General features: G+C 67.0%; 9 protein-coding genes. 8 read left to right on the top strand and 1 reads right to left on the bottom strand.

Features of this window, described 5'->3' with window-relative positions:
* Window positions 1-158 precede the first annotated feature (158 nt).
* Window positions 159-1073 (top strand): site-specific DNA-methyltransferase, encoded by a 915-nt coding sequence (locus R2N01_RS02250; protein WP_316668028.1) that lies wholly within the window; start codon window positions 159-161, stop codon window positions 1071-1073.
* Window positions 1074-1141: 68 nt separating this feature from the next.
* Window positions 1142-2566 (top strand): aldo/keto reductase, encoded by a 1425-nt coding sequence (locus tag R2N01_RS02245; RefSeq protein ID WP_316668022.1) that lies wholly within the window; start codon window positions 1142-1144, stop codon window positions 2564-2566.
* Window positions 2567-2640: 74 nt separating this feature from the next.
* Here the strand turns inward: R2N01_RS02245 and R2N01_RS02240 are convergent, their stop codons facing one another.
* Complete coding sequence (locus R2N01_RS02240; protein WP_316668020.1) at window positions 2641-3024, bottom strand: DUF1304 domain-containing protein; 384 nt, start codon at window positions 3022-3024, stop codon at window positions 2641-2643.
* A gap of 180 nt (window positions 3025-3204) precedes the next feature.
* Between R2N01_RS02240 and cas3 the strand changes: the two genes are divergently transcribed.
* Genes cas3 through cas6e form a run of 6 tightly spaced genes read left to right on the top strand, consistent with a single transcriptional unit; the run spans window position 3205 to window position 11101 of the window.
* Window positions 3205-6183, top strand: a complete 2979-nt coding sequence (cas3, locus tag R2N01_RS02235; protein ID WP_316668018.1) for a CRISPR-associated helicase Cas3' — start codon at window positions 3205-3207, stop codon at window positions 6181-6183.
* Window positions 6180-7826, top strand: coding sequence for a type I-E CRISPR-associated protein Cse1/CasA (gene casA, locus R2N01_RS02230; RefSeq protein WP_316668016.1), 1647 nt, complete (start codon window positions 6180-6182; stop codon window positions 7824-7826). Before cas3 ends, casA begins: the two co-directional genes overlap by 4 nt.
* Entirely contained in the window at window positions 7823-8524 is a 702-nt protein-coding gene (gene casB, locus R2N01_RS02225; protein WP_316668013.1) for a type I-E CRISPR-associated protein Cse2/CasB, read from the top strand. The genes casA and casB overlap by 4 nt, the downstream gene beginning before the upstream one ends.
* Before the next feature lie 2 nt (window positions 8525-8526).
* Window positions 8527-9657, top strand: coding sequence for a type I-E CRISPR-associated protein Cas7/Cse4/CasC (cas7e, locus tag R2N01_RS02220; RefSeq protein ID WP_316668011.1), 1131 nt, complete (start codon window positions 8527-8529; stop codon window positions 9655-9657).
* Window positions 9657-10373 (top strand): type I-E CRISPR-associated protein Cas5/CasD, encoded by a 717-nt coding sequence (gene cas5e / locus R2N01_RS02215; RefSeq protein ID WP_316668009.1) that lies wholly within the window; start codon window positions 9657-9659, stop codon window positions 10371-10373. The genes cas7e and cas5e overlap by 1 nt, the downstream gene beginning before the upstream one ends.
* A complete protein-coding gene (gene cas6e, locus R2N01_RS02210) occupies window positions 10364-11101 on the top strand; it encodes a type I-E CRISPR-associated protein Cas6/Cse3/CasE (protein WP_316668007.1) in 738 nt (245 codons plus the stop codon). The genes cas5e and cas6e overlap by 10 nt, the downstream gene beginning before the upstream one ends.
* Window position 11102: the final 1 nt, after the last annotated feature.

Below are 11102 nucleotides of genomic sequence, written 5' to 3'. Positions count from 1 at the left end.
TCCACGGCCTTCCGGAAAACGGGGAACCTCAAGGCCGCGGGCAGGGCTGCCCAGGGGCACGGCGGCGGCCGGCGCAGTCGCCCCCGCGGGATCGCCCGATTTCGGCGGCGGCGCCAGCGGCGCGGTCGGGCGTCGTTTACCTTGGAGCTGTGAGCACCATGGCGCCGTGGAGCGTTGATGGCCCCGACATCGTCATCGAGGGCGACAACCTGCCCGTTCTGCGCGCGCTGCCGGACGAGGCCTTCCAGCTGATCTACATCGATCCGCCCTTCAACACCGGGACGGTGCAGAGCCGTCGCGCCGTCACGACGATGGCGGCCGAGAGCGGTTCGAGGCTCGGCTTCCGAGGGCGGAGCTACGAGACGGTGCGCGGCATGGTGCTCGGTTACAACGACGTCTTCGAGGACTACTGGGAGTTCCTGGAGCCCCGCCTGGAGCAGGCCTGGCGGCTGCTGTCGGGCACCGGCACCTTCTACCTGCACCTGGACTACCGCGAGGCGCACTACGCGAAGGTGCTGCTGGACGCGCTGTTCGGGCGCGACCGCTTCCTCAACGAGATCATCTGGGCCTACGACTACGGCGCCCGCACCAGGAGGCGCTGGCCGGCCAAGCACGACACGATCCTCGTCTACGTGAAGGACCCGGGCCGCTACTGGTTCGACTCGTCCGAGGTCGATCGCGAGCCCTACATGGCGCCCTCGCTCGTCACGCCGGAGAAGGCGGCGCGCGGCAAGCTGCCCACCGATGTGTGGTGGCACACGATCGTCTCGCCGACGGGCGGGGAGAAGACCGGCTACCCCACGCAGAAGCCCGAGGGGATCCTGCGGCGCATCGTCGCGGCCAGTTCCAGGCCGGGCGACTGGGTGCTCGACTTCTTCGCCGGCTCCGGAACGACGGGCGCTGCGGCGGCGGCCCTGAGCAGGCGCTTCCTGCTCATTGACGAGAACCCCGAGGCGATCGCCGTGATGCGCACCAGGTTGGGCGACGGCGTCAGCTACGTCCCAGGACGAGCGGAGCCACGCCCACGGGCCCGGTCGGGAGAGCGCCCGGACCACCCCGTCCCCCAGCCGTGAGCACGGCGCCGCTGAGCGGGGCATCCGTACTTGTCCTGGAGCGCGCTCCAGCCCCTAGCCTTCCTGTCATGGACGAACGGTCAGGCGATCCGGCGCCGCAGCCCCATCCGGAAGGCATCCCCATAGGGGAACTGGCGGAGACGACCGGTCTCTCCGTCGACACCCTGCGCTACTACGAGCGGGCCGGGCTCATGCGCGATCCGGTGCCGCGCGACGGAACCGGGCGCCGCGTCTACGGGCCCGCGGACACGCGGTGGGTGGCCTTTCTCGTGAAGCTGCGGCGCTCGGGCATGCCCATCGGGATGATCCGCCGCTACGCCCGGCTCGCCCGGCGGGGCGAGGCGACCGCGCACGACCGCCTGATGCTGCTGCGCGAGCACCGCCACGACGTGCTCGCCCGGCTCGACGGGTTGGGCCAGGACCTCGCCGCCATCGACCACAAGATCGAGCTCTACCAGAAGATGGGGGATGCGTTCATGCTTCACCGCACACGACTGGGCGGCTCCGGCCTCGAGACGGGCGTCATCGGGCTGGGCTGCATGGGTATGTCGGCGTTCTACACGGGTGCCGGGCAGGACGAGGACGAATCGGTGCGAACGATCCGCAGGGCCCTCGATCTCGGCTGCACACTCATCGACACGGCGGAGATCTACGGCCCCTGCACGAACGAGGAGCTCGTCGGACGGGCGCTGCGCGGCGTCCGCGACCAAGCCGTGGTCGCCACGAAGTTCGGCATGCTCAGCAACCCGGCGGATGCGGATGGTGTTCGCCGCTACGACGGAAGCCCCGAGAACATCCGGCTCGCGGTGGAGGGATCGCTGCGCAGACTCGGCACCGACAGGATCGATCTCTACTACCAGCACCGGCCCGACCCCACGGTGCCCATCGAGGAGACCGCGGGCGCGCTCGCCGAGCTCGTGGCGGAGGGCAAGATCCTCGCCTACGGCCTCTCCGAGGCGGACGGGGCCACGATACGCCGTGCTCATGCGGTTCACCCTGTCGCCGCGGTCCAGACCGAGTATTCGCTGTGGTCACGGGATGTGGAGGACGGGGCGCTCCCGGTTCTGCGCGAACTGGGGATCGCCCTGGTCCCCTATTCTCCGCTGGGCCGCGGCTTCCTCACCGGCAGTATCCGCGGCCTCGACCAGCTCGACCCCGACGACTTCCGGCGCGCGAACCCCCGTTTCGCGGATGGCGCTCTGGAGTCCAATCTGCGCATCGTCGAGGCGGTGGAGGCCATGGCCGAGGAGACGGGGGCGACACCGGCCCAGGTGGCGCTCGCATGGCTCCTGGCCAAGGGCGGGGACCGTCGCGACATCGTGCCGATCCCCGGCACCCGCCACCTGCCCCGCATGGAGGAGAATCTCGCGGCCGCCGCCGTCCGCCTCACGGACCGGCAGGTCGCCGAGCTCGACGACCTGCCCAGGCCCCGCGGCGAGCGCTACCCCGACATGAAGCACCTCACCGGCACCGGCCCCGTCGAGGACCGGTGAAGGCTTGCAACCAGGTCGGACGGGAGCGAGGCGCGGACCCGAGCGACCTCCGGGCCCGCCCGCACCGCGGCCCGTCAGATGAGGGCGAGGACGACGAGTGCCACGGAGAGCAGCGGCAGGACGCCCTGTTTGAGCGCGGCTCCGCGCCTGCCGGGCGAGGAGCAGAACAGCACGAGGGCCGCCGCGAGCATGGACGCGGTACCGGCCAGGATGAGCGCGGGACCCGTGGTGCGCGCTCCGCTGACGGTCAGGATGGCGCCGAGCCCGGCGATGATGGACAGGAAGAGGTTGTAAAAGCCCTGATTGAGGGCCATTTCATGAGTCGCCTGCGCCTCTTCCAGGCTTGTGCCGAAGATGGCGCGGGTGCGCTCGCCCGTCCATGACAGTGACTCCATTGCGAAGATGGCGACGTGCAGCAGCGCCGCGAGCGCGGCAAGGACCGAGCCGATGATGAGCATGGATTCCTCTCGTCATGACGTCGCCCTGCCCGGCGACGTTCCCTTTGCGTAACGCAGGGCAGGGCCGGTCCATTCCTCATGCATCGGCACGCATCGGCCGAAAAATGTCGGTGGCGTGCGTGAGCATGGGTGTCATCGGAAGGAGGCCCCGTGCAGGAGAAAAAAGAAGAGAAGCGGAACGTGGCAAGCACGGCGCCGGCAGCACTGGGCACGGCCGCCCGCGTGGTGTGGGCGAAGTCGGGGTACGACCCGGTGAGGGAGCGCTGGCTGCCATTGTGGTTGCACCTGCTCGACGCCGCGGCCGTGGCGGAGCACCTGGCCCGCGCCTGGGTGGCGCCCACGGTGGGGGACTTCGTCGAGCGGGAGCTCACCACCTCCGGCACGGGTCTCTCCCCCACTGACGAGTTCTGCCTCCTGGCGTCCTGGCTCGCCGGCGTGCACGACGTCGGCAAGTGCACGCCGGCGTTCTCCATGCAGGTTCCAGGCCTCGACGACCGGATGCGTGAAGCGGGCCTGCGCCATGAGCCGATCGACCGGGTGGAGCGCCGGAAGGCACCGCACGCCCTGGCCGGGCAGAAGATCCTCGCGTGCTGGCTCCAGGACGCACACGGCTGGGAGCACGGGCCCGCCGAGGCGCTGGCCTCCGTCGTCGGCGCGCACCACGGCATCCCTGCCACCGACGCGGCCCTCACCACGAACTTCATCGGCCACGAGCACCTGCTCGGCGATGAGGCGTGGGCCCGGGCCCAGTACGAGCTGTTGGAGCTGGCCACACTCCGTACCGGCGCAGGACCTCTTCTGGACCGGTGGGCGAGAAGCGCATGGTCGCAACCCTTCCTGGTCGAGCTCTCGGGACTGGTGATCGTCGCGGACTGGATCGCCTCCTGCGAGGACTACTTCCCGCTCCTGCGCCTCGACGAGGATGGACTGGAGTTCCTCCCCGCCGCATCGCACGCCCAGCGCGCCCGGGCCGGCATCGACCGGCTGGAGATCCCCTCGCCGTGGCGGCCCCGGGACGAGGGGAGCGCTCCCGACGATCTCCTCGTCTCACGCTTCGATCTACCATCGGGCTCCCACGCCACGAATGCCCAGCAGCGCACCGTCGAGGCCGCCCGCACCATGGGTCTTCCAGGTCTGCTCATCGTCGGGGAGTCCGCCGGGGGCGGCAAGACCGAGGCGGCGCTCATGGCGGCGGAGATCCTGGCCGCCCGGATGAGCCGGGCCGGGGTGCTCTTCGCGCTGCCCACCCAGGCGACGACGGACGCCATGTTCTCCCGCGAACTCGACTGGCTGGCCCGCATCGAGGGCTCGTACGCCCCTGGCGGCTCCCCCTCCACCTTCGCCGTCAGCCTGCAGCACGGCCGCGCCCGCCTCAATCGGGAGGCCGGCCGCCTGCGCCGCAGAGGCTGGGAGATCCACGACCGGCTTCTCGGCGGCCTGGGCGGCGACGACCCGGAGCAGGCCGGTCTGAAGCCAGCCGACGTCGGCCGCGATGAGGCGCCGGTGAATCACGACGCCGCCGATGCGGACCGCCGCCGCGCGGATCTGGCGATCCTGTCCTGGTTTAACGGCCGGAAGAAGTCGATGCTCTCCGACTTCGTCGTGACCACGGTCGACCACCTGCTCTTCGCCGCGATGTGCTCGCCGCACCTGGCGCTGCGGCACCTGGGTCTGTCGCGCAAGGTCGTCATCGTGGATGAGGTGCACTCCTACTCCACGTACATGAACGTCTACCTCGACCGCGCGCTCACCTGGCTGGCCGCCTACGGGGTCCCCGTCGTGCTGCTGTCGGCCACCCTCTCCGAGGCGCGGTGCGCCGCAATGGTGGACGCCTACCAGCGCGGCCTGCGCCTCGCGGCGGGGCGGAAGATTCCCAGGAATCCGGCACCGGAACCGATCAGCACCCCCTTCCCCTTCCTGGTGACCGCCGATGTTGACAACGTCGAGGTGGCCCCGACACAGGCCACCGGGCAGCGCAGCGAGATTCAGCTACGACGGCTCGGAGAAGACGCGGACCTTCACCTTCCCCTGCTGCTGCGCGATGCCCTGGCTGACGGCGGCTGCGCCCTGGTCGTGCGCAACACGGTCCGCCGCGCCCAGGAGACCTACGAGCAGCTGCGCGAGGCCTTCGGCGATGATGTCAGCCTCAACCACGCGCGCTTCACCATCGCCGACCGGCTGACCAAGGATGCCGAGCTGCTGCACCGCTTCGGCCCTCTCCGAAAGGCGCCGCAGCGCCCGCACCGGGCGATCGTCGTGGCCACGCAGGTGGTCGAGCAGTCCCTCGACGTCGACTTCGACCTCCTCGTCACCGATCTCGCCCCGATCGACCTCGTGCTCCAGCGCATGGGGCGGCTCCACAGACACGAGCGGCCCCGGCCCGACGGGCTGACCACTCCGACGTGCTACGTGGATCGGCTCCCCCGGTCCGACGATCCCAGCCCGAGGATCGAATCCGGCGCCAAGAAGATATACGGCGAACAGGACATGCTGTTCACAGCCGCTGCCCTTAACCGGGTACTGAGCGGAAGGGGCGCTGTCCGGGTTCCCGACGACGTCCACGAGCTCATCGAGGCCGTCTACGCCCCCGACGCACTGGTGCCGTCGTCCTGGCAGGAGGCCGTGGAACGAGCACGGGCCGAGGCGAGCGAACAGGATCAGGGCAAGCGTGACTCCGCGAAGAGCTTTTTACTAGCCGCACCCAAGATGGCGGCCAGGCGCACCTCACTGGTCAACTGGCTGCACACGACCGCCAGCGACGACGAGGAGAGGGGCCGGGCCCAGGTCCGCGATGGCGAGGACTCCCTCGAGGTCATCCTCCTCGACGTGCATCGCGAGGGCGGGCAGACGGAAGTCAGAACCCTGCCGAACGCGCCGGGAGCGCCGGGCGCCATCATCCCGACGGACCGGGTGCCCGACCCCAGGATCGTCCGCGCCATGGCCATGTCGATGGTGCGTCTTCCTCCCCGTTTCACCAATCCACGAACAATCGACAGCGCAATAGGCGCGCTCGGAGAATTTGTCATACCCGAGTGGCAGAATGATCGTGAGTTGAGAGGTCAGCTCTTCCTCCCTCTCGTGGAGGGGCGTGCCGAGCTGATCGGCATCACCTTGGAATACGACTCATCCACCGGGCTCAAGGAGGTCCCTTCCGAATGACGCACACCTTCAATCTGCTCGACGAGCCGTGGATACGAGTGACTCGGCTCGATGGCGCGTCCGACGAGGTCTCACTTCTCACGGTTTTCCGGGAGGCGTCGGGCATCGCCGGCATCCACGGGGAAATCGCCACCCAGGACATGGCGATCCTGCGCCTGTTGCTGGCCATCTGTCACCGCACCATGGGCGGCCCGGAGGACTTGGACGTCTGGGAGGGCTACTGGCGGGAGCCCGAGCGGCTCGGCCGGGATGCCGCCGCCTACTTGGAGCGCTACCGCGACCGCTTCGATCTGCGCGATCCAGAGCGACCGTTCTTCCAAGTAGCGGGAATTCACTCCAAGTCCCAGAAGACCTCAGGGCTGGAGTCCTTGGTCATCGATGTCCCCAACGGGAATCCCTTCTTCACGACTCGCATGGCCGAGGGACTCGAGCGAATCCCCTGGTCAGAAGCAGCGCGTTGGCTCGTCCATGTCCACGCGTTCGACCCATCCGGTATTCGTTCCGGGGCCGTCGGGGATCCGCGGGTCAAAGGCGGCAAGGGTTATCCCATCGGCCCCGGCTGGGCTGGACAGATCGGCGTCGTGACGATCAGAGGGAACAGTCTTGCTGAAACGCTGCTGCTGAATACAGTCGTCACTGAAGACGTGCCGGGTCTTGAAGAAGTCGATCCTGAGACCGATCGCGCCCCTTGGGAACAAGAGCAGAAAGGCCCGGCCGGTTCCGCATCCCTGGTTCCCAGCGGGCCTGTCGCCTGCTACACGTGGCAGACCCGTCGCGTCCTGCTCCATGGCGACGACGGCGGAGTCATCGGTCTCTTCCTCGGGAACGGGGACAAGGCAACGCCGCAGAACCGTTACTCCGTGGAGCCGCTCACGGCTTGGCGTTACTCGGAACCCCAGACGAAGAAGTTCAAGTCCGCTGTCTTCATGCCTCGCAAATTGCCGGCGGACAGGGCGCTCTGGCGCGGGCTGCCCTCCCTGATCTCGCAGCTCAGCCCGTCGGTCAAGGTCAAGGGTGCGGGTGAGGTGACCAGGTACCGTCCACCGGGCGTCATCAGCTTCTATCAGAAGCTCATGCAGCAAGGAATCGTCCTACTCAACGGACTCATCCCGGTGCACGCCATCGGCATTGAGTACGGTCCGCAGGAAGCCGTCGTGACCGAGCTCGTCGCCGACAGCCTCACCCTGCCAGCAGGCCTTCTCGATCCTGACAACACACGTCTTGCCGCACTCGTCCACGAGGCCATGGAGGAAAGCGAGCAGGTGGCCTCGGCCCTGCGCAGTCTCGCGGCGAATCTGGACAGGGCCGCCGGGGGCGATCCGGGCACGACGCAGGCGGCCCGTGAACGCGCCGGCGCTTCCTTCTACCTCGTCATCGATGAGGAGTTCCCGCGCTGGCTTGCCTCGCTCGACGGCGCAGACCCGAACTGTGCCCGTGACGAGTGGCGATTCCGTCTTCGCGGTGAGGCACTCGCCCAGCAGAGGGCCTTGGCGGACACGGTCCCCACCACCGCATTCGCCGGGCGAGGCGAAGGGGCCGGACGCATCGATGTCGGCAAGGCATTGGCCTGGTTCCGGGCCAATCTCAACAAGAACGTTCCCGCCCCAGCATCCGAACAGAGCAGAGAGAAGGTCCACGCATGACCGTCCAGGACAGCACCAGATCATCGGCCGGTGGTGTCACCCCTCCTGATGCAGTGCGCAGGAGATCTCGACGCCTGGGTCCCGCAGGGCTGGCGGTGAACCATCGGATCGGCGGGAGCATGGGCCTCCAGGAACGCATCCTTAGGGACGACTCCCACGCACGGGGTGTCCTCGCCGCCCTGCGTCGAGGAGTTTCCAAGAGCCCGGGTGAGATCCCCGAGATCTGGGAGCTGACCCAGGTGAAGGTTCCCGACCACGCAGATGATGAGCCGACCTGGGAGGAGATCGCCGTCCACACCGCCATGACGCTCTACGCCGTGCACCAGCAATCAAAACCCATACGCATGTTCAAACCTGGTGACGGGCTGGGAAGATCCGCGCGCGCCTTGATCGGCTCACCTGACAATGAGAACCCTTCCGCTCGAGCTCGTTTCAACGCCCTCGTCACCTCTGCGACGATCGCCGAGCTTCAGCACCATCTGCGCACCTTCGTCTCGCTCTTGCGCGCCAAGGAGATCCCCGTGGACCACGCGATGCTCGCAGATGACATTGTCCGGTTCCAGCGCCCCGGTGGCGCCAAGACCGTCCAGCTGCGCTGGGCGCGCCAGTACTACTCAGTACCGCAGGACAGCGCTGCCGCACCAGACAGCAAAAGCACCGACACGTCCACTTCCACCACGAACCCTTCGGAGAACTGACCATGAACACCTACGTCGACATCCATGTCATCCAGAACCTCCCACCGTCCTGCGTCAACCGCGACGACTCCGGCTCCCCCAAGTCGGCCGTCTACGGCGGTGTTCGTCGTCTGCGTGTGTCCAGTCAGTCCTGGAAGCGCGCCACTCGCCTGTACTTCAATGACCACTTGAACAGGAAAGAACTCGGAATCCGCACCAAACGTGTCGTCGAGGTCCTCGCAACTGAGATCGTGGCCCAGGCCCCGGATCTCGCAGAATCAGCGACCGCACTCGCCGAGAATATGTTCAAGGCCGCCAAGATCAAGCTCTCCGTCCCGCGGGGGAAGAAGGAGGCGCCGCAGGAGCCGGGCTATCTTCTGTTCCTCTCCCGCAGTCAGGTGAGCCGTCTGGCCGAGCTCGCGGTGGTCTCAGTTCGCAGCGGGGAGGATCTGGACGCCAGGGCTGCGAAGAAGATCCTCAAGGAGGAGCATGCCATCGACGTGTCACTGTTCGGGCGCATGGTCGCCGATGACACGGATCTCAATGTCGACGCCGCCTGCCAAGTGGCCCATGCGATCTCCACCCACGCCGCCGAGAACGAGTACGACTTCTTCACCGCCGTCGACGACGCGAAGCAGGAGTCCAGGGACGAGGAGGATGCGGGCGCCGGCATGATGGGGACGGTCGAGTTCTCCTCCGCCACCGTCTACCGCTATGCCACCGTCAACATCGACATGCTGCGGGAGAACCTCGGCGACGACGAGGTGGCGCTGCGCGCCTTGGAGGCCTTCCTCAACGGATTCAGTCTGTCCATGCCCACCGGCAAGCAGAACACCTTCGCCAACCGCACCCTTCCGGACACTGTCGTCGTGTGCGTGCGCGAGGACCAGCCGGTCTCCCTCGTCGGGGCCTTCGAGAACCCGGTCGCCGCGGATGCCGCCCGCGGTTATGTGGCCCGTTCGGTGGAAGCTCTCGCGGCGTATGCGACCACCGTCGAGAAGAACTATGGGACTCGCCCCCTGAGGAGTCTCGCTGTGAGTCTGGAGGACTCTGCCGCCGTCGACTCCCTCGGTGAGCGGGTCTCTTTCAACGACCTCGCCGCACAGGTGCGCCAGATAGTTGCGCCGCGCATCTCCGGACAGGAGCAGGCCTGATGACCGCTCTGCTCCTACGGCTCGCGGGGCCGTTGCAGGCATGGGGGGTCAAGTCTCGATTCACCGTCAGAGCCACTGAGCTGGCGCCCACCAAGAGCGGGGTGATCGGCATGCTCGCAGCCGCGGTCGGACGACGCCGCACCGATCCGATCGAAGACCTCCTCACGCTGCGTTTCGGCGTGCGCAAGGATCAACCCGGCACGGTGATCCGCGACTTTCACACCGCGCGCACGCTGGACGGCAGGACTTCGATGCCGCTGTCGGAACGGTACTACCTCGCTGATGCCGTCTTCCTCGCTGGGATCGAAGGCGACCGAGCGCTTCTGGAAGGCATCAACGAGGCAGTCCGGAACCCAGCATTCCCGTTGTATCTGGGACGGCGCTCCTGCCCTCCGGGGCAGCCGATGTCATTGGGATTACGCAAGGCTCCGCTCCTTGATGCTCTACGCAATGAGCCATGGCTGGCCTCGGATTGGTTCCGTCGCGGCCACCCGGAAGCCTTCGACGCAGAGCTCCTCATCGACCAAGAGGTGAGCCCGGAGAAGGAACGCAACAAGGACGTGCATGGCAGTCGTGACGTACCCATCACCTTCGATCCGCGGCGTCGTGACTACGGCTTCCGTGACATCGAGCGACTGATGGTCCCACTAGGGACCCCTGTTTCTGACCATCACGATCCGATGTCGGAGTTGGAGGAGGCGGGCGCATGTTCCTGACGAAGATCGAGCTGGATCCCGGCAGACGACTTGCTCGGAAATATTTGGGCTCTCCCCAAGTGATGCATGCCGTCGTCATGAAAGCAGCCGCCAAAAGCTTGCCCGACGGCCCGCCGAATGAGCAGTCGTCGAACGAAGAAACTGGGCGCATCCTGTGGCGCGTCGATGAGGGGGCTTTCGGCACTACGCTGTACCTACTGTCGTCGGAGACACCAGATGTCAGTCAACTGGTGCTAGAGGCAGCAGCCAGTGGCACTGAAGCTCGCAGCCTCGACTACCGGCCCTTCCTCAACCGTCTTGCAGATGATCAAGTCTGGGCGTTTCGCCTGGCCGCCAATCCGGCCTATGCAGCATCGCGAGGTCCCGGAGCACGGGGGAAGCGGTACGGTCATGTCACAGCCGAGCAGCAAAGAGAATGGCTTCTGTGCAGAAGCGCGAAGAACGGTTTCTCGATACTGGATTCGGACGGGCAGGGCGAGGTTGATCGACCAGGAAAAAGAACAGACACGGCATCAGTCCTTGTGGTCCGCCGGGAACGCCCGCTCTTCACCCGAAGCCGCTCGGATGGAGATGGAAGGGATCGGGTCACGATCAATCGCACCGTCTATGAAGGACTACTGCGCGTCACTGATGCACCAGCTCTTCGACGGATTCTCACCAGCGGCCTCGGGCCTTCCAAAGCCTATGGCTGCGGACTCATGACGCTCGCTCGAACTCGGCGGCCCTGAC

Source organism: uncultured Propionibacterium sp., from assembly GCF_963539965.1.
Taxonomy (GTDB): domain Bacteria; phylum Actinomycetota; class Actinomycetes; order Propionibacteriales; family Propionibacteriaceae; genus Propionibacterium.
The sequence above is the reverse complement of the archived record's forward strand: the minus strand, read 5'-3'. Positions and strand labels throughout refer to the sequence as shown.

Coding starts and splice junctions, on each gene's coding strand:
- R2N01_RS02250 (WP_316668028.1), top strand. CDS start 159: ATGGCGCCGTGGAGCGTTGATGGCCCCGACATCGTCATCGAGGGCGAC.
- R2N01_RS02245 (WP_316668022.1), top strand. CDS start 1,142: ATGGACGAACGGTCAGGCGATCCGGCGCCGCAGCCCCATCCGGAAGGC.
- R2N01_RS02240 (WP_316668020.1), bottom strand. CDS start 3,024: ATGCTCATCATCGGCTCGGTCCTTGCCGCGCTCGCGGCGCTGCTGCAC.
- casA (WP_316668016.1), top strand. CDS start 6,180: ATGACGCACACCTTCAATCTGCTCGACGAGCCGTGGATACGAGTGACT.
- casB (WP_316668013.1), top strand. CDS start 7,823: ATGACCGTCCAGGACAGCACCAGATCATCGGCCGGTGGTGTCACCCCT.
- cas7e (WP_316668011.1), top strand. CDS start 8,527: ATGAACACCTACGTCGACATCCATGTCATCCAGAACCTCCCACCGTCC.
- cas5e (WP_316668009.1), top strand. CDS start 9,657: ATGACCGCTCTGCTCCTACGGCTCGCGGGGCCGTTGCAGGCATGGGGG.
- cas6e (WP_316668007.1), top strand. CDS start 10,364: ATGTTCCTGACGAAGATCGAGCTGGATCCCGGCAGACGACTTGCTCGG.